Genomic DNA, 20,642 nt, shown 5'->3' with positions numbered 1-20,642 from the left:
AACAAGAAACGGAACCAAACGTCATGAACTGGATCACCAACTACGTCCGTCCGAAGATCAATTCGATGCTCGGCCGTCGTGAAATGCCGGAAAACCTCTGGATCAAGGATCCGTCGACCGGTGAAATGGTGTTTCACAAGGACCTTGAGAGCAACCAGTTTGTGATCCCGTCCTCGGGTCATCACATGCGCATCAAGGCGAAAGATCGTCTGCGTTTCTTCTTCGACAATGGTGAATACACCACGCTTGAAGCACCGAAAGTGCCTGTCGATCCGCTGAAATTCCGCGACGAGAAGAAATATATCGACCGTCTCAAGGATTACCGCACCCGCACGGGCATGGATGACGCTATCGTCAACGGCCTCGGCACCATTGACGGCCTGCCGATTGTCGCCACCGTCCAGGATTTCGGCTTCATGGGCGGTTCGCTTGGCATGGGTGCCGGCGAAGCGATCATCCAGGGCTTTGAAAAGGCCATCGAACTGAAGCGTCCGCTGGTCCTGTTTGCCGCCTCTGGTGGCGCACGCATGCAGGAAGGCATCCTGTCGCTCATGCAGCTCCCGCGCACGACAGTTGCAGTGGAAATGCTGAAAGAAGCAGGCCTGCCCTATATCGTCGTGCTTACCAATCCGACTACGGGCGGCGTAACCGCTTCCTATGCCATGCTGGGCGATATCCATATTGCCGAACCCGGCGCATTGATCGGCTTTGCTGGCCCCCGCGTCATCGAGCAGACGATCCGTGAAAAGCTGCCGGAAGGCTTCCAGAGTGCCGACTATCTCATGGAACACGGTATGGTCGACATGGTCGTCTCGCGTCTGGAACTAAAGGACACGATTGCGCGCCTTCTCAAAATCATGACCAAGCAGCCCGGCAATAGCGACGCTCCGGAACACAAAAAGACGGAAGCAACCGACAAGGCAGCCTGATCGTGACAGAAAAAGCCGCCGCCGCAATCGAGCGGCTTATGCAGTTGCACCCAAAGGGCTTCGATCTTTCCTTGGACCGCATTCGCGGTCTTCTGGAAAAGCTTGGCAATCCGCATCTGAAGTTACCGCCGGTCATTCATATTGCCGGAACCAACGGCAAGGGATCGGCGACAGCTTTCTGCCGCGCGCTTCTGGAAGCGGGCGGCTTTGATGTTCACGTCCATACCTCACCGCACCTCGTCAACTGGCACGAGCGCTACCGCCTGGCAGCGCCCGGTGGCGGAAAACTGGTCAGCGACGATGTTCTGGCCAACGCGATAGAGCGCGTTGCGGCTGCCAATAACGGCCAGCACATCACCGTTTTTGAAATTCTGACCGCTGTGGCTTTCGTACTCTTTTCCGAGCATCCGGCGGATGTCGTCGTCATGGAAGTCGGTCTCGGCGGGCGCTTCGACGCCACCAATGTCATTGCCGAGCCTGCCGTCTCGCTCATCATGCCGGTTTCCATCGATCATCAGGCCTATCTTGGTGACCGCGTGGAGCTGATTGCCGCTGAAAAGGCCGGTATCATCAAGAAGGATTGCCCGGTCGTCGTCGGATTCCAGCCCTTCGATGCAGCGCGGGAAGTTCTCGTTTCGACTGCAGACCGGCTCGGCTGTCCGGTTTCGGTCTACGGGCAGGATTTCCTCGCTTTCGAGGAACATGGTCGCATGGTGTTCCAGAACGAGGACGGCCTGATCGACCTGCCATTGCCGCGCCTGCCCGGACGCCATCAGATTTCCAATGCCGCAGCGGCAATCGAGGCTGTGCAGATGGCTGGTTTCAGCCTGACCGACAAGGCCGTCGAAAAGGCGTTGATGGTGGTGGACTGGCCAGCACGTATGCAGCGGCTGACCCATGGTGCGCTCGTGGATTTGGCCCCGGCAGCCTCCGAAATCTGGCTTGATGGCGGCCATAATCCCGGTGCGGGCGCAGTCATCGCCGAGGCGCTTGGCGATCTGGAAGAGCGCAATGAACGCCCGCTATTCCTCATCACCGGTATGATCAACACCAAGGACCCGGTCGGCTATTTCGAGGCTTTTGCCGGTATGGCGCGGCATGTTTTCACCGTGCCCATTCCATCCAGCGATGCGGGCATTCCCAATGACGAGCTGGCGGTTGCAGCCCAGAAAGCCAATCTGTCCGCAGAACCCGTACATTCGGTTGCCAATGCGCTGAAACTTCTGCGCGACACATGGCCCTCGGATGAAGCGCCGCCCCGCATCCTGATCGGCGGCTCGCTTTACCTTGCGGGTGAAGTCTTGAGAGACAATGAAACACCGCCCGCTTGACTGGCCAATTTGCTGGCAACAAGTGGGAGATGCGGTATTAGCTTTCCGATAATAGAATAAATAACGATCAATCTGTCTCGCTTCATAGGAGAAATCGGGATGAGGACGTCTGTTATTTTATTTCTTTTCGTTGTTTTTGGCGTAATGACGACACCATCTTTCGCCCAGTTTGGCGTCAATGGTGGCAATGGGGGCAATGCGGTGAGTGGAATGCCGGGTTGTGATGGCGGAACCCAACCCGCTGCTGACGGAAAATTCTACCTTTCCGGAACGCAGCAGGAATGCAATCCGAGTGATGAAGACCGGGCCAACGCTCAAAGAACGTCGAAATAAGTCCACCCTTTCTGCGAATAACAAAAAACCCGGCTCAAAGGCCGGGTTTTGCTTTTTTTTATGATGCTGTTCTTATGCAGCCGAAGCCTTGATCCAGTCGGCAAGGCGGCTCTTGGGAGCGGCGCCAACCATATTGGCGGCGAGCTCACCGTCCTTGAACATCAGTAGCGTCGGAATCGAACGTACGCCGAACTGGGCAGCCAGCTCAGGGTTTTCGTCGATATTGACCTTGGCGATCTTGACCTGACCGGCCATTTCGGTCGCGATTTCGTCCAGAGCCGGAGCGATCATCTTGCAAGGACCGCACCATTCTGCCCAGAAATCCACCACAACAGGCTCGCTCGACTGAAGAACGTCCGACTGAAAATTGCTGTTATCGACCTTAACGGTTGCCATAGGGCTATCCTCTTTTCTCACCAAGAACGGCAGACATCTTTTCAGACTCACAACGCGATCCGCTCTTCATTCGCTATATCATGTGGCGTGTCTGCTGCCATCCGTCAAGTTCTGGTTACTCACCTTTCCTTGAGAGTCTTTCAGAGACTGCAGCGCTTCGTCCAGAACCACATCAGGCAACGGCATCAAAAATGGACCTTCGGTGAACAAAAGCGCCGTTTCGACAATCCGTCCTGGATAGAGCGGAGCCAGCAACTCGCGATAAAGCGCAAGCTGTGCTCGATAGGCGAATGGAACTGCCTCGACGGTTTTCGGTGGCGGTCGATTGGTCTTGTAATCGACGATGAGTACGCGATCCTCGCCGACGCTGATGCGGTCGATCTGACCGGACACTGCGTGATCGCGCCCGCCAAGCTCGATTGTGCCCATGATGGCGACTTCCCCGCGCGAACCTTCCGCAAAGACCGGTGCATAGGTGGGGTCGTCCAGAATGGTCCTGACGCTTTGCCAGGCAATCTGGCGCTCCGTTTCCGGCCAGTCGGCAGCGATCCGATCGAGATAGTCACGTGCCAGCGTTTCACGCCCATCCTGTGGGACATCTGGCAGATATTGCAGCAGCATATGGATCGCCGTGCCGCGTCGCAACGCGAAGGCTGGCGTCCCATTGCCCGGCCCCAGAACCGGCGAAAACGTATCGAGCGGCGGTTCCTCATCCGCTTCGATCAATGCCGACGCTCCAGACGGCGCCAGCGGTCGCGGCAGCCCGATTTCCGGCTTTATCGGCCGCAGATAATCGAGCGGCAGTGACGGCAGCGCGTGGTCCTCGATTCTATCCTGATCGGCAATCTCGACCATTCCGCGCGGTGTATTGCGATAGCGCCTTGCGGCGACTTTCAGCACGGGATGCACGAATGTCTCGGCCTTGGTGGCCAGCGCATCCTCGACAAGACGGTGCCATGTTTCGCCGCTTTCGCGCGCGCCGCGATAGCCGCAGATGATGAGCCGGTCTTCGGCCCGCGTCATGCCGACATAGAGCAGGCGGCGATATTCTTCCTCCGCCCGCGTCTTCAGCTTCTCGATCTGGGCCGTCGTGAAACCGGTCTGGTATCCAGTGTTCGGTTGCCAGAGGTAGCCTTTTACCGAAGGATTATCGTTCGAAAAGTCAAAAGGAATGAGTTTTGGCGCACGACTGCCAGTCCAGACCGCGCTTCCCGGATCAACCAGAAACACCACCGCCCCTTCCAGCCCCTTGGCAGCATGGACGGTCATGATGCGCACTTCATTGCGCCCCTGATCCAGTTCGCGCTTGATTTCAGGCGATGCCGCTTCCAGCGTTTCAAGGAAGGCTTGCAGGCCGGGCAGACCGGCACGCTCGGCGGAAAGCGCATAATTCTGGAATTCATCGATGATGTCGCCCGCCTCCGGCCCCAACCTCGCCAGAAGTTTTCGCCGCGCACCATCCGCACTCAATATGCGTGCATAGAATTCGAACACCGGCATCGTATCGGCCATATTGCGCCAGCGGCTCAGCGTCTTGTGCAATTCGGCCAGCGCGGCATCACTACGCGAAACCTGATAAAGCCGCTCGAACAATGTGAGACCTGAACCGCGCGGATGGGCAAGCTCGAAGAGCTGGTCGTCATCCCAACCGAATAGTGGGCTCTTCAATACCGATGCCAGCGAAAGATCGTCCGAAGGCTGGAGCACGAAACGACCGAGAGCCATCAGGTCCTGAATGGCGATATGGCTGGTGAGCCGCAGGCGGTCTGCACCGGCCACCGGAACGGACAGGTTTTTCAGCGCCCGCGACAGAGCAGGCATGAACTGGTCGCGCTTTCGTACCAGAACCATAATGTCACGCGGCATGATCCGCCGGTTCTGGCCCGGAATGGGTTCGCCACGATCCAGCCAGTGGCGAATGGTGGCCGCGATCTGATCCGCCAGCCGGACAGCGGGTGCTGCCAGATGATCGACCGGCTCGCGCCAGTCGTCGGGCTCTTCCACCACTTCCGGCGTCAGCATATCCCAGATTTCCACCTCGCCCGGCGCATCGGAACGAATGGCTTCATGGACCGTTGCGCCTGCAAGGCCTCGATTGGCCTCGGGTCTCGCAAAAACCTCGTCCACCGCCTGCAAGACATCGGGTGCGGATCGGAACGAGAAATTGAGGCTGACGCGCTCAAACTTCAGCTCGGCATCTTCCGCGCGAAGACTGACGGACCGTCCCTGTGCCGCGAAATCCTCCGGCACCGCGCCCTGGAACGAATAGATCGACTGTTTCTCGTCACCGACTGCAAAGAGCGTGCGACTGATATTGCGCTGGCCGAGGCCGGAAAAAAACTCTTCCGACAGCATGCGAATCACCTGCCACTGGTCGGGACTGGTATCCTGCGCCTCGTCGACCAGAATATGGTCGATGCCGCGATCGAGCTTGTACTGCACCCACTGCCCTGCTCCATTACGGGCGAGTAGCGCCACGGTCCGGGTAATGAGATCCTCGAAATCGAGCAGGCCGCGCTGACGTTTCAGGTCGTGATAGCGTTGCAGCAGATTGTCGATCAGCGTCAGCGCGGCCAGATTGAGCCGCACAAGGCGCAATTCCTTCAGCCGGTCGAGTCCCTGTTCGACACGCGCCGCTGCCGCGTCGAAATCCTCTTCGAAATCCGGCAGAAGTTTCTTGACCGCTGCCGAGCCGACATAAGAGCCGGATTTCGGTTCGCCCGTGCTTTTCAGGAAGGCCGCACGCAACACAGCCTCGCGGTCACGCTGGTTTGTCACCTTTTCGAAACGCCGGAGTTGCAGCGCAAAATCCTGTGCGCGCGACGCACCCTTCTGGATCGACATGATGAGGTCGAGCGCTTCGTCGGAAAATTCCGGTATCGGCCAGAGATCGGCGACGAGATCATCTTCGCTGGTTTGCGGATCGAAGCGGAAAGCCCGGTGCAGGGCTTCGCTGCGATGCGCCGCCACGCCCAGTTCGGCTATATAGGTCTGCAGGCCGTTGCGCCTGCTCACCGCCTCATCCAGAAGCGATTGAAGCCCCATCTCGCCCGATGCCTGCAGAACATCGGCAAAGGCCGCTGCGAGCTCAATATCGCCACCGCCATGCGCGGTTTCGAGCAACTGACGCCGTGCTTCACCGACAAGGACTGCCTGCATCAAATCGTCCATCATCTCGAAATGACCGGCAATGTTCGCCTCAAGCGGGAACTGGTGCAGGATCGCTTCGCAGAAAGCATGGATGGTCTGGATTTTAAGTCCGCCCGGCGTTTCCAGCGCGCGCGCGAACAGCCGTCGCGCTGCTGCAAGACGGGCATCACCCGGTCTGCGGCCCTCAAGCGACTTCAGACGTTCGGCAAGTTCGATATCGGGCAGGACAGCCCATTCCGAAAGCCGCATGAACACACGGTTCTGCATCACCGCCGCTGCTGCCTTCGTATAGGTGAGGCAGAGAATCTTGGACGGGTCCGTGCCTTCCAGCAACAGGCGGATAACACGTTCGGTCAGAACATGCGTCTTGCCGGAACCCGCATTGGCCGACACCCAGACGGAAGCTGCCGGATTTGCTGCGCTGCTTTGCGCCCGCAGCGTTTCTTCCGGGATAATAGGTGCTTTTTTCACTCGCCGCCCTCCCCGCCAGCATCGCCCCCGGCAGACCACTCCAGCACCCGCGCCAGATGGTCGTAATCGCCTGTCAGGTCCGTCTCGCGAAACGGCAATGCGCGCGACAGGTAGCCCTTATCCGGCTTCTGGTACTCCGCCAGCAATTGCGCCAGCCGCTGCCAGGATTCCTCGCCGAGCGCCGGTGCGGTTTTTTCCGATGGCGGTCGTCCGATCTTGAGGATCGATTCCGGCTTCACCTCGCCGCCCGCCTTGAGGCGCACATAGGTCAGATCGGAAGCGCGGACCGAGCCCAGTTCCCGAAACGCACCGCGCACCAGAAGCGCTGCTTCCAGCGCCAGCTGCGGCGACAGCAACACGTGCGCCTGTTTGGGTGATGGTGTCGAGCCGGTCTTGTAATCAATGATCTCCGCGGTCCCGTCACGCATCAGATCGATGCGGTCAGCGCGGCCGGAAAGCGTGATACCAAGCCCTTCGACCTCACGTTTATCGGATGAAATCTCGGCAAAGCGGGTCTGGACATTGTAGGCGCGCTCGCGTTCCCAAGCCAGAAACTGCGGAATGAGCGCGGTGAAGCGCGGCCACCACACAGCCTCGATTTCCGTCGGCAAATCCATGTCTGCAAAAAGGATACGCCCCAGCTCCGCCAGCCGCTCTGCGGCATCGGGTGCCAGCGGATCGATTGCCTCCTGCGTGAAATGCCCCAGAATATCGTGGAACAAAGTGCCGCGTTCGGCAGCCGCCGGGTCACGGATCAAAGGCTCCAGCGGTCGTAGCTTCAGAATTTTCTTTGCGAAGATCGCATAGGGATCGCGGCGCAGCGTTTCGATTTCCGTTACCGAAAAATGCTTCGGACGTGCAAGGACCGGCGGTGCAGGCTCCGGGCGCTTGACGAAAGGCACGTCGGGCGCCTGATCGATTTCGCGTGACCACTGGATGAAACGCGCCCCACGCTTGCGCATTTCGGCGGTCACATCCGCGCCCAGCACAGTTTCAAGCCGCTGCAGCCAGCGCGATGGCACCGTCGGCGCATTATCGGAACGCTGTGAGCGCGTCAGCACGACATGATCCTGGCCCAGCGCCATCTGGAAGTCATGAGCGGCAAGGCCGGTGCGGCGTTCGGGCGGATCGAGCGCGATCATCGACTTCATGGGGCGTGACATGAACGGATCATTGCGGGTGCGTGCAGGCCAGCTTCCCTCGTTGAGGCCGCCGATCACCACCGTATCCATGGTTTGCAGGCGTGCTTCAAGCGCACCCCAGATGAAGAGGCGCGGATGACCACCCGGATGCGGCTTAACCGTCTCGCCCGCCATCAGTGCATCGAGCACAGCCGGCCATTCCGAAGCTTCAAAGTCGAGCCCGGCTTCGCTTGAAACCAGACCACGCAAAAAGGCAGCGAGCTGTTCTCCGCGTTCGCCGGAATAGAAAGGCGCGATGCTGGCCTTTTCATTGCGCGCAAGATTTTCCAATGCTTCGACCGTTGCACGCGCGATTTCGCCGATCTCGGTCCGGCGTCCGGCGATGACGAAAGGCGCCAATGGCGCCACCGCCTTAGACAGGCTTTCGCAAAGATTGCGGGCGGCGGCGATCATGTCTGGCGTGACCGTATCGTGCCATGCCGGTTGCCACGGCTGGCTGGCGCTTTCCTCCAGCCGCCGGTCGAAAAATGCGGGAAGATCAAGTACGGAGGCGCGGCCCGTGCCGCCGCGAAAGGCAATGAGTTCCAGGGTTTCGGCGGCAAGGCGTCGCTCGATGCGGGGAGCTTCCAGCCGCAGCAGCGGATGCTTGACCAGCGCCAGCAGAGCAACCGGGTCGCCCGGGCTGAAAACCGTCTCGACCAGCAGCCGCAACAATGTCGTGGTCTCGACATCACGCAGATGCCGACCACCAGAATCATCGGCATCAATGCCGAAACGGGCAAGCTCGCCCACCACGCGCCGCGCCAGATTGCGGTCTGCTGTAACAAGCGCGGCTGTTCTGCCTTCATCATTGATCGCATCGCGCAGGACAAGCGCCACAGTAAGCGCCTCTTCCCGCTCATTCGCGGTTTCAATCAGGTCAATCGTCTGCGCCGCCGCCTGCAAGGCGGTCGGCTGCATATCGGGATCGCGCGCAAGCTGCCCCCATGCATCGGTCGTCTCCGCCGGACGAAGCGCTTCGCTGACCACCCGCTCGCGCAGGCGCTTGGAGGCAGGCATAGCGTCCAGATGTTCCACATCCGCACGCAATGTCTGCATTGCATCGAGAAGCTTGCGTAAACCGAACTGGGGATGACCAAAGGTCGAGGGATTATCGGTTGCCGATGCCAGCATTTGCCAGGCTGCATCATCCAGATCGCGGTCCAGCCCTGGCAGCACCACCGCGCCATTCGGCAAGTCTGCAATGGCGGAAATAAGCTCGGCAGTCGCCGGTATGGAACCGGTGGAACCTGCAACGATAACCGGCCCGGCGGGCGGATGATCCCGCAGGCGCTTCACTTCGCTCCAGATGAGATCGTTGCGATGCGCGGCGGGATTTGAAAGCCGGCGTTCTGCCAGAATATCCGGCCACAGATTGGTGACGATGTTGAGAAAGCCGAGCGTGACCTGCCACCAGTCGGCGAGGTCTTCCGGAGCAATTCCCGCAAGCTCGCTCCATTTAGCCCCATCGGTTTCAACCTGATCCATCAGCCCCGCCAGATCGCGGGCAAGCCAGATTGCATCGGCAGTCGTTGCCGGAACCGAAACATCGTCAACACCGAAAAGGGCGCGCACATGCGAAGGCAGCGATTCCCGCCATGGGCGGATCAATCGTGCCAGAAGCAGAAGCCGCTCTGCTGTACCAATCGGTGGATTAATGTCGAAGACGCTCGACGAGCCGGCATTGAAGAAAGCGGCATCTTCATCCACATCGCCAAGCGGTTTTATCGTCGGCAAAATGGCGCTCTTTTTTTCCGACGCAAAACCGGCCTCCACTTTTGCGGGAAGTACTTTAGCCGGATTCATATCAACCAAAATGGACCGCAAAGCACGCGCCGCACGGCGCGTCGGCACATAGATGGTTGCATTGGCCAATGCCAGCGGATCGGATGGACTGCCGGGAAAACCTTCGACCAGCCGCCCCTCCAGAAGCGCTTTTGCAAAAGCGGGCAGAAATGGCGTGCCGGGAGGAATTGAAAACAGGCGCTGTTTCCCATCTCTGGGCCTGCGTGCGCTCATGCGTTCTACCTCCTCATGCAAATGCGGTAAGCGCTGCCTCCGCCTCGCCGATTGCGTCCGGCGTTCCGACAGTCAGCCAATGTCCGGTCATTGGCATACCATAAAGGCGACCGGCTGCAATCGCTTCGTCGAAATAGCGGTTGAGCGAGGACACACCCGGCTCGGCGTCAGCGAAGATGCGGGGATGGATGATCCCTGCTCCCGCATAGATCACCGGCTCGCCCGAGACATCCCGTGCGCGGCGCAGATGCCCGTTTTCGTTGGCAACGAAATCACCCTTGCCCTCATAGCCCGTTTCCTGATCGAGACGCGCCGTCATCAGAAGAATATCCATCCGGTCCGCGTCCCAGGCCTCAGCAAGCGCCGACAGATTGGGAACCTTCTCGTCGCCGACCCAGAATGTGTCGGCATTCAGAATAAAAAACGGCTCTGCTCCGAGCAGCGGCAGTGCCTTCACAATACCACCAGCGGAATCGAGCAGCATTTCACGTTCATCCGAAATCACAACATTGAGATCTTTGCGATGACGCAGGTGCTCTTCCAGTTGGTCGGCTAAATAGTGCACATTGACGATTGCCGTGCGAATGCCCGCCTGTGCCGCTGCATCAAGCCCCCAGTCGATCAAGGCCTTGCCGGCTACCTTGACCAGCGGCTTCGGAATGGTTTCGGTGATGGGACGCATGCGCTTGCCAAGTCCGGCGGCAAGAACCATAGCCGTCTTCGGGCCCATTTCAGGCATTTTCATTGCGCGGCCTCTTCCTGCTGCATCAATCCCAATTCCTCAAACCACACCGCCACTGGCGCCATGACGGGATGCTTCAGCACACGACCGAGATAGTCATGAATGCGTGGCAGGTGTTTTAGGTAATCCGGCTTACCATCGCGCTCATCGAGCCGGACGAAAAGGCCGAGCAGCTTGGCGTTACGCTGTGCGCCCATTGCCGCATAGGCCTTGCGGAACAAAGCCTCGTCGAACGCATGTCCGAGCGCGCGACGCTCATCGCAATAGGCAGCGACCACAGCCTGTTCCAGCTCCGGCGAAATCGTCACACGCGCATCGAGGGTCAGCGAAGCCACGTCATAGGCTGCCGGTCCAATCATCGCATCCTGAAAATCGATGACACCGATCTTGTCCTTGCCTTCCGCTTCTGGAAACCAGAACAGGTTCGGCGAATGATAGTCGCGCAAGAGCAGGCTCTTCTCAACATCGGCAATGTCGGCGATCACGTGGTCCCATGCGGCTTCGTAAGCTTGCTTTTCTGCGTCTGTAAGTTGCCTGCCCATCATGCGCGGCGCATACCACTGGCCGATCAGGCTGACCTCGATCATCATCGCATCACGGTCGAAACCGGCGATGATGTGGTCGGGATGCCCTGCCACAGGTGCATGGTCAGGCCAGGCAACGCCATGCAGATGCGCCAGAAAGCGTCCGGCGGCCTCATAGCGTTCGGCGACAGGTTCACCGGACGCTGCCCGCACGCCCTCTGTTCCGAGATTCTCAAGGATGAGAAAACCGGCATCGAGATCGGCGGCACGCATTTGCGGCGCGCGAAAACCATGGCTGTCGAGAAGCGCATCGACAGCGACAAAGGCAAGGATGTTTTCCGCAAGATGCGCAATCTGCCGATAGGTTTTTCCGTCGCGCAGCGGCGGATCATAGGGCATCTGCGGCGCATTCATCAAAATCTCGACGCCGTGGGCAGCCGTGCGGATCGTCTCGTATTTGCGTGGTGACGCATCGCCCTGCAAATAGCAACGCGTTGCATCGGCACGGTTATGGAGGTCCAGAAATGTGCGTATCGCATGACTGCGTTCCAGCCGCTGGATCGCAGCCGCTGGTCCCGACACGGTAATACGCCGCCCTGCCCCGTCGTGGCTCAGCGTGACAGCAAATGACGGTTCAGGCAGGAAGCCCTCGGCCTGCTCCGGCCATTCGGCCAGAACCACGCCATCTTCCAGAAACTCCGGCAGTCCCAGCTCATCCAGTTCTTCGCCGTGTGAAATACGGTAGAGATCGGCATGGGCAACAGGAATGCGCAAAGTCTCGTAGCTTTGTACCAGCGTGAAAGTCGGACTTGGGACGTCCAACCCCTCATCATCGGCGATTGCCCGAATAATCGCGCGGGCAAGCGAGGATTTTCCCGCCCCCAAATCGCCGGAAAGCGTGACGAGATCGCCCTTTTGCAGGGCGAGGGCGAAATCCTCGCCGAAACGCTGCGTTGCAGCTTCGTCGGGCAAGAAATAGCTGATGCTGGATTGTGAGGCGCTCATGGGCACCCTTTACCTTATTCGGCGGCGACGCGGAAGCTGCGTGTTTCCGACGGAAAACGGCAAATCACCGTTGTTCCACGACCGGAACCCGTATCGATATCGACCGATCCGCCATGCAGCTCAACAAAGCTCTTGACGATGGCAAGTCCGAGCCCGGCACCACGGCGGCGGCCGCCATTCGGATAGGACTGGAAGCGTTTGAAAACCGTGTCGAGCACTTCTCCGGGCATGCCGGGACCGTCATCGTGGACGGCAAAGACCACTTCCAACCCCTCGCGCGCTACCTGCAACTGGATGCTGGAACCTTCCGGCGCATAGTTGGTCGCATTCGACAAAAGGTTGAAAAGCACCTGACGGACGCGGTTCGCATCGGCCCTGAATACGTCCACGTCGTCGGCAATGTCGATGTCGAGCCCGATATCGTGATCGCGCATGCGCTCACCGACGCGGGAGGCCGCTGCGGAAATCGCTTCCACGACGGAAACTTCCCCGACCTCCAGTTCCATGATGCCTGCATCGACGGTGGCAAGATCGAGAATATCATTGACGATGGTCAGCAATACCGATGACGACGTGCTGATATGGTCGAGATACTCGATCTGGCGCTCGTTGAGCGACCCGAAAGCCGGTGTCTGCAACAGTTCGGTAAAGCCGATGATGTTGGTCAGCGGTGAACGCAGCTCATAGGAAACGTGCTGGACGAAATCGTTCTTGATCTGGTCGGCCAGTTCCAGCGCCTCGTTCTTTTCCTTGAGCGCCCGTTCGACGCGCACCGTATCGGTGACGTCGATAAAGGTCAGCATGGTCTGGCCTTTCGGTAGCGGCACCACGGCGAAGGAAAGGATGGTGCCGTCATCCAGCTCCACCTGCCCCATGCGCCCATCGCGTTTGTCGAGGAAGCCGGTGACGGTGGAGACGAAATCGTCCCACAAGCCGTTGCCGCCGCGCTCCCCGCAAATCTTGGCAATCGACGAAATATGCGTGCCTTCGACAATGAGCGGCATCGGCAGCGCCCAAAGGTCGGCAAAGGACGGATTGGAAAGCCGGATACGGCCATCGGAACCGAACACCGCCACGGCTTCCGCCAGATGGTCGAGCGTTTCGCCCTGTACCTTGATGAGCGTGTTGTAACGGCCTTCGAGTTCGAACTTTTCGGTCATGTTCTCAAAGAACCAGGTCACGCCGCCTTGCGGATGCGGGTTGGCGACGACGCGCATCGTCCGTGTATCCGGCAGATGCCACATATGTTCCTGCGGCTCGACAGCGCGATAGGCGGAAAGCACCGAATCCTTCCATTTGCGCCATTCCGGCTGCTCTGGAAGTTTGCCTTCCGAACGCAGGCGATCAAGGATCAGCGTGTTACTCGGCTGCGATTCCAGCCATGCCGTATCGAGCGACCACAGCTTGGCAAAAGCCTGATTGAAAAATTGCAGCTTCATCTCGGGATCGAAGATCGCCACAGCGGTCGAAAGCTGATCGAGCGTTTCGGCATGGCTCTTCATCGTGCGGTTCAGTTCTTCGCGCACCGCCTGCACTTCGGTCTGGTCGAAACCGAGACCGATGGAACCCGTTTCCGCGCTTACATCCGTCACGTTGAAAAGTCGTCGATCACCGTGCACCACAGCCGTCAGCTGGTCCTGCAGGACAGGCTCGGCAAAGCGGTCACGCTCCAGACGCTGACGCGCCTGTGCGCCGAAAAGCTCGCGCCCTTCGGAAATGACCTGGCTTGCATCGGCCATATCGACAGCCTGCGCATAGGCGGCATTGACCCATTCGACGCGGCCACCGGCGTCGCGGGTCCAGACCGGCTGGTCGATCCGGTCAAGAAGACGCCGGAATAATTCGATACGCTCGGAAAATTCGCGGTTTTGCGCCTGCAGCGCCGCGCGTTCAGCCTGTACGCCCTGTAGGCTGAGGAAGCGTGCCACGGCAAAGCCGCCCGATGTGCGTCCGCGCACGTCGAGGAGGGTGCCGTTGACGGTTTCAACTGTGAGGTCGAAAGACCGCGCCTGCTCACGCAGCAATCCGATGGCGCGCTCAAGCGCCACGACCGATTGGGGACGAAGCCAGCGGCCAAAAGCCAGAAAGGTCGAACGATCCTGCGGGGCAGCGCTTTCGTCCGGCAGCAGCCCGACGACTTCAGCGCGCGTGTTGTGGCCATCCCAGACCACGATGCGCTGATCCTTGAGGTTGAGCAGGGCTTCATTGCGCTGGGCGACAAGATTGAGGTCGGCGAATTTGGAACGCAGTTCCTTGTTTTCCGCGGCAACGCGTGACCGTTCACGGATCAGCCAGCCGGCAGAAAGCAGGGCTGCGCCCATTACGCCGAGGAACATGGAAAACTGGATGACTTCGAAAGCGCCGATACTGCCACCGCCGAAGGGCAGGGCGATGCGCGCCGATTCCGTACCTTGCGCGAAAGCGGGCACGGCTGCGAAAAGCGTCGCGAGAGAAACGGAGGCCTTCATCAGGGCTTTTTTCGGGGCAAGCCATGCGAACGGCTTTGCAACAGGGGCGGCAGGACGCCATTGCCTGCCAGTAACGATTGCGGAAACATTCCGCAAAATCCCCGTTGCGCCGAACTCTGGCATGTTGTCCTTTTCTCCGCCACCCGGCCATGAAAACTGCCACGAAGGCAGACTGGCCGTATTAAAACACTTCAATACACATCAAAGCCCGACCATACGCACGCCGCCACAGTGCACGATGGTCATCGCGTTTTGAGGTATTCTGGGGATGAATCGTCCTCTCGCTTCCCGCCACAACCGGCAAAAAACGCGCAACGCAAACACCCGCTCAAACACCTTGATTCGCCTACACAATACCCTTCCGGCGAATCCACGTGAAGCATCTTGCACGCAAAAAGAAAGACCGGGCGGTTTGTCAACCGCCCGGCCTCAACATGTAGTGCAATACTTAACGTATGGTTAATACCTGTAGTGTTCCGACTTGAACGGGCCCTGTGGAGTGACACCGATATAGGCAGCCTGTTCCTCAGAAAGCACAGTCAGCTTGGCACCGAGCTTATCGAGATGCAGGCGCGCAACCTTCTCGTCGAGATGTTTCGGCAGCACATAGACTTCATTCTTGTAGGCGTCGGTACGGGTAAACAGCTCGATCTGACCCAGAACCTGATTGGTGAACGAAGCCGACATGACGAAGCTCGGATGGCCGGTTGCGTTGCCCAGATTGAGCAGGCGGCCTTCGGAAAGCAGGATAATGCGCTTGCCATCCGGGAATTCGATCAGATCGACTTGCGGCTTCACATTGGTCCATTTCAGGTTGCGAAGTGCTGCCACCTGAATTTCATTGTCGAAGTGACCGATATTGCCGACGATCGCCATATCCTTGAACTTGCGCATATGGTCGATGGTGATCACGTCCTTGTTGCCGGTCGTGGTCACGATGATATCGGCGGTCGAAGCAGCATCGTCGAGGGTCACGACTTCAAAACCGTCCATTGCAGCCTGGAGCGCGCAGATCGGATCGACTTCGGTCACCTTCACGCGGGCGCCTGCACCGGCGAGCGACTGGGCGGAACCCTTGCCGACATCGCCATAACCGCACACGACAGCAACCTTGCCTGCCATCATGACGTCGGTGCCGCGACGAATGCCGTCAACGAGCGATTCCTTACAGCCATATTTGTTGTCGAACTTCGACTTGGTGACGCTGTCATTGACGTTGATCGCCGGGAAGGGCAGGAGGCCCTTCTTCTGCAACTGGTAGAGACGGTTGACGCCGGTGGTGGTTTCTTCCGTCACCCCCTTGATGGCGTCGCGCTGGCGCGTGAAGAAGCCCGGCGTTGCAGCCATACGCTTCTTGATCTGCGCGAAAAGCACTTCCTCTTCTTCCGAACCGGGGTTCGACAGAACATCCTCGCCTGCTTCGGCGCGCGCGCCGATGAGAATGTACATGGTGGCGTCGCCACCATCGTCGAGAATCATGTTGGATGGCTCGCCATCCGGCCACTGGAATATCTGGTCGGTATAGGTCCAGTATTCTTCAAGCGTTTCGCCCTTGATGGCGAAAACCGGCGTGCCGGTTGCGGCAATCGCGGCGGCGGCGTGATCCTGCGTCGAGAAAATGTTGCAGGACGCCCAGCGGACCTGTGCGCCCAGTACCTGCAGCGTTTCGATCAGAACGGCAGTCTGGATCGTCATATGCAGCGATCCGGAAATGCGCGCGCCCTTCAGCGGTTGCGACTTGCCGAATTCCTCACGGGCAGCCATCAGGCCCGGCATTTCGGTTTCTGCGATATCGAGTTCCTTGCGGCCCCAATCGGCCAGGCTAAGATCCTTGACGACAAAATCTTGGCTTGCGGTCATCGCGTGCTCCAATAAAAGGCAGTTCCAGCTCGATAAAGATGTAATCAGCGGCCGGAATTGCATTCCAATGTGGGGCAGCTTTCCATGCGGGAAAGCGCTCCGGCTGCCGCCTTGACTAGCAGATCGCAGCCGGAAGCACAACGCAATATAAAGAAATCTTTATACGTGCATATCAATCAGGTTTGTCGAATGCAGGGCTGATAACCGTCAAAGGAAGATCGACCTGCAATATTTCGAGCATGCGGCGAAACTCGGCAACAGGATAGATTTCGCTTTCCGTGACGAGGGCAACCGTGCGACCGGAACCGCCTCCGGGCTGCGGGAGTGCAGCGATCACGTCGTCTGCCGGGTCAAGAAACTGCCAGCCGGGACGGGCCGTTTCGAAAAACGATCTGAGCCATGGCAGATGGGTACTGGAAAGCGTCAGCGTGTCGATGAGAGAATAGCTGGCAGCAATGTCATCGCAGAATGCGGCCACCTTTTGCGCGGTCTCATCCGGCTGGCGAAGAAAAGCGCCGTTTTCCACCAGCTCCACCATCGCAGACGCATTGATTAAAGCAACATCGTCCGGCTTATCGGTCTGTGTCCGGACAAAACCTGCAAGCTCTTCGCTCTCAATCATCGAACGCACACCCATAACGGCAACCTTGCCGCTACGGCTTGCCGCAAGGGCGGCACGAACCGGCGGCGCCACGCCATAGACCGGTACGGCAAACTCGCTTTTCAGTGCGTCGAGGACCATGACTGAGGGTGCATTGGAAGCGAGGACGATTGTTTGGGCGCCAAGGCCCGTCAGGTAATGAATCGTACGGCGCATGATGGAAAGCAGCTGATCGCGGCTCTTCGCGCCATAAGGAAAACTGGCCCGATCGGCAAAATAGATGATGTCGCGCTGTGGCTGGTTGTGCCTGATCAGCTCAACCAGGGCATAACTGCCGATACCCGCATCGAAAACGGCCACCGGATCGTTGAGATCACCCACAGCGGCCACAGTCTTGTTCTTCAGCATTCTTCGCCGAACTTGTCGGCGATGAGTGTCTGCAAGGCTTCCAACACGGCATCGGCCTGTTCACCGGAGGCACTGACGTCGATGCAGCAGCCAGGAGAGGCGGCAAGCATCATAAGACCCATGATCGAGGTGCCGCCAACAGTCATGCCGTCCTTGCTCACGCGGACATGCGCATTGTAACCATCGACCAGTTGCACGAACTTGGCCGAAGCGCGGGCGTGAAGGCCGCGCTTGTTGACGATCTCGAAGGATCGGGAAACTGCTGTTTCGGGTTCGTATTCACCGGTAACGGGCACGCTTGAGTGCATGAATTACTTTCCTGTCAGGACCTGGCTCGCAACATTGATATATTTGCGCCCCGCATCCTGCGCCTCGCGCAGAGCTGTCTTGATGTCGCCCCCGATGCGGACGCTCGACAACTTGATAAGCATCGGCAGATTGACACCTGCGATGACTTCGACCTTGCCTTCCTTCATGACGGAAATGGCGAGATTGGACGGCGTACCGCCAAACATGTCGGTCAGGATGATGACCCCGCTGCCATTATCGGCGCGCTCCACCGCATCAACGATATCCCGCCGACGCTGTTCCATATCGTCTTCGGCACCGATGCAAACGGTCTCGAAATTGTCTTGCGGCCCGACTACATGCTCGACAGCATGCAAAAACTCTTCGGCCAACCTTCCGTGCGTGACAAGCACGAGTCCGATCATACTATAAAAGCTCCCGTCGCGTGCCCGCCGCATCACCCCGCCAGAGTGTCAGATGGCACTGAAACCACGCCGGAAAAGCGCCGGCGAGTTGTGCATCTTGGCAGCGCAAATCTTGATAGCAAGTGAAAAATTTCCACGCTGCCATGAAAAAAGCAAAATGCCGCAGCGTCGTGGAAAATTAATCGATTCGTAACAAAGCCGGATTCAGCCCTCGTTCGAAGGCCATTTTTCGTAAAACAAGGTAGCCTCGATCGCCCGCGAAAGCGCGTTGGAATCGCCATTCGACGACAAAGCCGGCAAAAGAAGTCGAGGCAGTGAAATGCCCTCGAATTCCCACGTTTCACCACCCGGATAGCGTTCGGCCTCATCACGATCCACAAGCCGGACAATAAGATAGAGCGGGCTGGCCTCTACGAAAGCGACCTTGAAAAGCCCCGCGCCGCGAATCTCCACACCGCCTGCAAGGGCTGCTGGAACGCTGGCTATCAGCCTGCCGCTTTCCACATGAAGCAATGTGCGGTCGTCGGCTACCAGCGAGGCAGCCTCTCCGCGAAGGAGCGCTCTTTCCACAAGTGTCAGCGCAAGTTCAGTCTTGCCGGCGCCGGACCGCCCCATAATCATGACGCCGCGACCGCTGATCTGAAGCGTGGTGGCGTGAAGCCCGCTTTTTTCCTCTTCAGGTGTCATGCGCTTGCAGGCAGGTCGACGATGAAACGCGCGCCCTTGAACTGATCGGGCTTCGCGGGGTCGACAATATTTTCCGCCGTCAGCGTGCCGCCATGGGCCTCGATGATCTGGCGGCTGATCGAAAGCCCAAGGCCTGAATTCTGGCCGAAAGCCTCCGATGCCGGACGATCCGTATAAAAACGTTCGAAGATGCGTTCGATATTCTCGATCGGAATGCCAGGGCCATTATCCTCGACAAGCACCCGCAAGCGGCTGCCTTCACCACTCAGCGATACCACGATACGTCCGGTATCGTCGGGCACGAAAGAACGGGCATTTTCAATCAGGTTGCTGACCACCTGACCGAGGCGCAGATCGTGACCGGCAACATAGAAGCCCTTCTTTCCGGCAGGCAGCTTGCCGGTATTGAAGATGATTTCCGTCCCGACCTTGTTGCGGCGCACTTCGCGCGCTGCCGTTACGAGATTGGTCAGAAGCGTCTTCATATCGACGCGGTCAATATGTTCGCGCGCGAGTTCCGCATCGAGACGAGAAGCATCGGAAATATCGGTAATCAGGCGGTCAAGGCGGCGAACGTCGTGCTGGATGATGTCGAGAAGACGCTTGCGCGATTCCTCGGTCTTGGCAAGCGGCAGAGTTTCGACAGCACTGCGCAGCGAGGTGAGGGGGTTCTTCAACTCGTGGCTGACATCGGCGGCAAAGCTTTCGATAGCCTCGATACGGGTATAGAGCGAATCAGTCATCTCGCGGATAGACGTGGAAAGATGGCCGACCTCATCCTGACGTTCGGAGAAATCCGGAATTTCGACACGGCTTTTCACACCATGACGAACGCGGTCGGCAGCAGCGGAAAGCTTGCGCAGCGGGCTTGCAATCGTCGATGCAAGGAAAAGCGACAGGATGACCATGACCAGCGAAACGACGCCGAACACGCGGAAAACCGCCATGCGTTCGGCTTGCACGATCTTGTCGATATCGTCGCCTTCGGTAGAGAGCAGGAGCACTCCCAATATTGCGCGCGAACGCTGGATCGGCACGGCAACCGAGACGACCAGCTCGCCCTTTTCATTGCGCCGCTGCGCCGTTTGCGGCGAACCGGCCAGAGCCTTTACGATTTCCGGAAAAGCGAGGCCATTGCCGCCCGGCTGTTCCTGATAGACCGGCAGGCCTCCGCCGTAGAACAGGTGCGAAATCCACGTTCCGGCCCGTTCCCAGATGGTTGGTGTCTCTTCCTCGATCGGCGGCAGGTCATAGCGAAGCACAGGGCCAGCGGAAGGAAAGCTCGGCGAATAAAGCGCGCGCGAATCGAGCAGCATATTGGCATAGCGATCATAGATGCGCGCCCGCGTGCTCGTCGGCGAAATCAACCGGCGCAACAGGGGGGAAACCTTTTCCGGATTGATTGGAAACTCCCAGTTGTCAGGTGAATCCGGCGATGGTGTCAGGCTTTGCCCGGCCTGAAGCTCCAGGAGCTTTTCCGGATCGATCATCAGAGAATTGGTGTCGATGGTCGCCGAGGCCGAGATGGCGCCGGCGATGATCTTGCCCTGGGTGAGCAAGCTTTCGATCTTCGCGTCAATCAGCCCCTCGCGGAACTGGTTCATGTAGAGAATGCCGGAAACAAGAACCGCCAGCGCCGCCAGATTGAGAAACAGGATACGGCGCGTCAGGCTCGAAAACAGATATTGGCCGAGAAATTTGCGCAGGGGCGCAAAAAAGCGACGCCAGAACACCGAGCGCTGCCGCCGGGCCCTGCGTTCGCGCAAATCCGATTTCTGGCCGACAAGGCCGTCGTTCCCGGTTTCTGCGACCATGTCGCTCTGT

General features: G+C 58.7%; 14 protein-coding genes. 2 read left to right on the top strand and 12 right to left on the bottom strand.

The genetic code is table 11. The features are described from left to right. The first annotated feature begins 23 nt into the window (after window positions 1-23). Window positions 24-929, top strand: a complete 906-nt coding sequence (gene accD, locus F9K94_RS10945; protein WP_151645619.1) for an acetyl-CoA carboxylase, carboxyltransferase subunit beta — start codon at window positions 24-26, stop codon at window positions 927-929. 38 nt (window positions 930-967) lie between these two features. Further along, window positions 968-2,260, top strand: coding sequence for a bifunctional folylpolyglutamate synthase/dihydrofolate synthase (locus F9K94_RS10940; RefSeq protein WP_192799504.1), 1,293 nt, complete (start codon window positions 968-970; stop codon window positions 2,258-2,260). A 405-nt stretch (window positions 2,261-2,665) separates the two neighbouring features. Here F9K94_RS10940 and trxA read toward each other — a convergent pair whose 3' ends face one another. The 12 genes from trxA to F9K94_RS10880 form a co-directional block, all read right to left on the bottom strand. Continuing rightward, entirely contained in the window at window positions 2,666-2,989 is a 324-nt protein-coding gene (gene trxA / locus F9K94_RS10935; protein WP_006473274.1) for a thioredoxin, read from the bottom strand. Window positions 2,990-3,067: 78 nt separating this feature from the next. Continuing rightward, a complete protein-coding gene (addA, locus tag F9K94_RS10930) occupies window positions 3,068-6,610 on the bottom strand; it encodes a double-strand break repair helicase AddA (protein WP_151645615.1) in 3,543 nt (1,180 codons plus the stop codon). After that, the gene (gene addB / locus F9K94_RS10925; protein WP_151645613.1) at window positions 6,607-9,810 is read right to left on the bottom strand and encodes a double-strand break repair protein AddB; all 3,204 of its coding nucleotides are present in this window, start codon (window positions 9,808-9,810) and stop codon (window positions 6,607-6,609) included. The genes addA and addB overlap by 4 nt, the downstream gene beginning before the upstream one ends. A gap of 13 nt (window positions 9,811-9,823) precedes the next feature. Continuing rightward, on the bottom strand, window positions 9,824-10,555 hold the full coding sequence (locus F9K94_RS10920) for a nucleotidyltransferase family protein (RefSeq protein WP_151645611.1): 732 nt from the start codon (window positions 10,553-10,555) through the stop codon (window positions 9,824-9,826). Beyond that, complete coding sequence (gene tsaE / locus F9K94_RS10915) at window positions 10,552-12,081, bottom strand: tRNA (adenosine(37)-N6)-threonylcarbamoyltransferase complex ATPase subunit type 1 TsaE (protein WP_151645609.1); 1,530 nt, start codon at window positions 12,079-12,081, stop codon at window positions 10,552-10,554. Before tsaE ends, F9K94_RS10920 begins: the two co-directional genes overlap by 4 nt. 14 nt (window positions 12,082-12,095) lie before the next feature. Next, window positions 12,096-14,549 carry a sensor histidine kinase gene (locus F9K94_RS10910; RefSeq protein ID WP_235920626.1) on the bottom strand — a complete coding sequence of 818 codons (2,454 nt, stop codon included), beginning with the start codon at window positions 14,547-14,549 and terminating at the stop codon, window positions 12,096-12,098. A 459-nt stretch (window positions 14,550-15,008) separates the two neighbouring features. Beyond that, window positions 15,009-16,409, bottom strand: a complete 1,401-nt coding sequence (ahcY, locus tag F9K94_RS10905; protein WP_061344616.1) for an adenosylhomocysteinase — start codon at window positions 16,407-16,409, stop codon at window positions 15,009-15,011. Between the two features lie 172 nt (window positions 16,410-16,581). Continuing rightward, window positions 16,582-17,418: a glutamate racemase gene (locus F9K94_RS10900; RefSeq protein WP_151645605.1), complete on the bottom strand. Its 837-nt coding sequence runs from the start codon at window positions 17,416-17,418 to the stop codon at window positions 16,582-16,584. Further along, on the bottom strand, window positions 17,412-17,726 hold the full coding sequence (locus tag F9K94_RS10895; RefSeq protein ID WP_010657680.1) for an HPr family phosphocarrier protein: 315 nt from the start codon (window positions 17,724-17,726) through the stop codon (window positions 17,412-17,414). The genes F9K94_RS10900 and F9K94_RS10895 overlap by 7 nt, the downstream gene beginning before the upstream one ends. A gap of 3 nt (window positions 17,727-17,729) precedes the next feature. Beyond that, the gene (locus F9K94_RS10890) at window positions 17,730-18,131 is read right to left on the bottom strand and encodes a PTS sugar transporter subunit IIA (RefSeq protein ID WP_006472522.1); all 402 of its coding nucleotides are present in this window, start codon (window positions 18,129-18,131) and stop codon (window positions 17,730-17,732) included. Between the two features lie 204 nt (window positions 18,132-18,335). Further along, complete coding sequence (locus tag F9K94_RS10885; protein WP_061344613.1) at window positions 18,336-18,818, bottom strand: HPr kinase/phosphorylase; 483 nt, start codon at window positions 18,816-18,818, stop codon at window positions 18,336-18,338. Continuing rightward, entirely contained in the window at window positions 18,815-20,632 is a 1,818-nt protein-coding gene (locus F9K94_RS10880) for a stimulus-sensing domain-containing protein (protein ID WP_061344612.1), read from the bottom strand. Before F9K94_RS10880 ends, F9K94_RS10885 begins: the two co-directional genes overlap by 4 nt. Between the last annotated feature and the right edge of the window lie 10 nt (window positions 20,633-20,642).

Source organism: Brucella tritici (assembly GCF_008932285.1).
Lineage (GTDB): Bacteria > Pseudomonadota > Alphaproteobacteria > Rhizobiales > Rhizobiaceae > Brucella > Brucella tritici.
The sequence above is the reverse complement of the archived record's forward strand: the minus strand, read 5'-3'. Positions and strand labels throughout refer to the sequence as shown.

Bases quoted from the DNA above. Each gene is read 5' to 3' on its own strand.
- F9K94_RS10940 (WP_192799504.1), top strand. From the start codon at position 968: ATGCAGTTGCACCCAAAGGGCTTCGATCTTTCCTTGGACCGCATTCGC.
- accD (WP_151645619.1), top strand. From the start codon at position 24: ATGAACTGGATCACCAACTACGTCCGTCCGAAGATCAATTCGATGCTC.
- F9K94_RS10900 (WP_151645605.1), bottom strand. From the start codon at position 17,418: ATGCTGAAGAACAAGACTGTGGCCGCTGTGGGTGATCTCAACGATCCG.
- F9K94_RS10880 (WP_061344612.1), bottom strand. From the start codon at position 20,632: ATGGTCGCAGAAACCGGGAACGACGGCCTTGTCGGCCAGAAATCGGAT.
- addB (WP_151645613.1), bottom strand. From the start codon at position 9,810: ATGAGCGCACGCAGGCCCAGAGATGGGAAACAGCGCCTGTTTTCAATT.
- F9K94_RS10920 (WP_151645611.1), bottom strand. From the start codon at position 10,555: ATGAAAATGCCTGAAATGGGCCCGAAGACGGCTATGGTTCTTGCCGCC.
- F9K94_RS10885 (WP_061344613.1), bottom strand. From the start codon at position 18,818: ATGACACCTGAAGAGGAAAAAAGCGGGCTTCACGCCACCACGCTTCAG.
- trxA (WP_006473274.1), bottom strand. From the start codon at position 2,989: ATGGCAACCGTTAAGGTCGATAACAGCAATTTTCAGTCGGACGTTCTT.
- F9K94_RS10890 (WP_006472522.1), bottom strand. From the start codon at position 18,131: ATGATCGGACTCGTGCTTGTCACGCACGGAAGGTTGGCCGAAGAGTTT.
- ahcY (WP_061344616.1), bottom strand. From the start codon at position 16,409: ATGACCGCAAGCCAAGATTTTGTCGTCAAGGATCTTAGCCTGGCCGAT.
- F9K94_RS10895 (WP_010657680.1), bottom strand. From the start codon at position 17,726: ATGCACTCAAGCGTGCCCGTTACCGGTGAATACGAACCCGAAACAGCA.
- tsaE (WP_151645609.1), bottom strand. From the start codon at position 12,081: ATGAGCGCCTCACAATCCAGCATCAGCTATTTCTTGCCCGACGAAGCT.
- F9K94_RS10910 (WP_235920626.1), bottom strand. From the start codon at position 14,549: ATGAAGGCCTCCGTTTCTCTCGCGACGCTTTTCGCAGCCGTGCCCGCT.